Source organism: uncultured Mycobacterium sp. (assembly GCF_964249325.1).
Taxonomy (GTDB): domain Bacteria; phylum Actinomycetota; class Actinomycetes; order Mycobacteriales; family Mycobacteriaceae; genus Mycobacterium.
Window position 1 is genome coordinate 1 of the sequence record NZ_CAXUCH010000109.1, and the last position, 1,055, is coordinate 1,055.

Annotated in this window: 1 protein-coding gene and 1 pseudogene (1 of these 2 running past the window's edge); both read right to left on the reverse strand. The window is 61.6% G+C overall.

Features of this window, described 5'->3' with window-relative positions:
- Positions 1 to 235: 235 nt before the first annotated feature.
- Positions 236 to 823, reverse strand: coding sequence for a fasciclin domain-containing protein (locus tag ACFE99_RS14550; RefSeq protein ID WP_375486427.1), 588 nt, complete (start codon positions 821 to 823; stop codon positions 236 to 238).
- Positions 824 to 905: 82 nt separating this feature from the next.
- A pseudogene (locus tag ACFE99_RS14555) lies at positions 906 to 1,055 on the reverse strand (cytochrome c biogenesis protein DipZ) (it continues 1,577 nt past the right edge of the window).

Genomic DNA, 1,055 nt, shown 5'->3' on the forward strand with positions numbered 1-1,055 from the left:
TCGTTCGACCGGTCATAGTGCGACCGGATGTGCTCCACATTCGGCTTCAGCTCGGCATCCTTCGAATGTGCGGCTCGTTGGGTCATAGCGGCATACCTCATACGTCGATTGGGATGGCTCGCAATTGTCGTCGCCGGCGTGCTGGTGGCAGTTCGTCGCCACCAGCACCGCCTGACGGACTTGTACCCTACTGCGGAGCGCACAAACTCTGTTCAACGGCAACTCGCCGGTGTCCTTACATACCAGGGGGCATCAGCACCGTGTCGATCATGTACACCGTGGCGTTGGCGGTGGGCACCCCGCCGCAGACCACTCCGGCATTGTTGACGTTGAGGTTGTTGCCTTGGCCGGTCACCGTGACGTTGGCGCCCTGCAGGGTCTTATGGGTACCGGAGATCATTGCCGGACTCATCTGGCCCTGCACCACGTGGTAGGTCAGGATGCTGTTCAGCATGTTTGAGTTCGTTTTCAGCTGGTCGATCGTTGACGACGGCAGCTTGTTGAACGCGGCATCGGTCGGCGCAAAGACCGTGTACTGACCGTTGTTGAGGGTGTCGACCAGGTTAACCTGCGGGTTGAGTTGACCCGACACCGCTGCCGTCAGCGTGGTGAGTTCGGGGTTGTTCGATGCCGCCGTCGCGACAGGGTCCTGCGACATCCCTTCCACCGAAGCAGGGCCGCTGGGATGCAGCGCTGCATAGTCGGCGCATCCCGGACCCACTAAGTCGGCCGCCGCCGCGGTGGGAGAGGTGGCCACCGAGAGACTCACGATGGCAGCCGCCGCGACGCCGGTGGCCGCAATCGCCTTGCTTTGCCTTTTCATGGTTCGCTCCTCGATTTTCTCGACGGTTTGGTTCCCGACATGATCTGTTCGGAGCCGAGCGCATGTCGGATTGGTCGGAGGCTCAGCCATAGGTGAAGGAATAGACCTGCAGCCCTTGGCTTGGTCGTACTTCGAGCGTTCCGGGCGCCACGCGATCGCCCGCAACGATCTGGTGAGATGTCGGTGGACCGCTGATCGGCAGCGTGGTCGACTTCCCTTGCGTTGTCACGGT

Bases quoted from the DNA above. Each gene is read 5' to 3' on its own strand.
- ACFE99_RS14550 (WP_375486427.1), bottom strand. From the start codon at position 823: ATGAAAAGGCAAAGCAAGGCGATTGCGGCCACCGGCGTCGCGGCGGCT.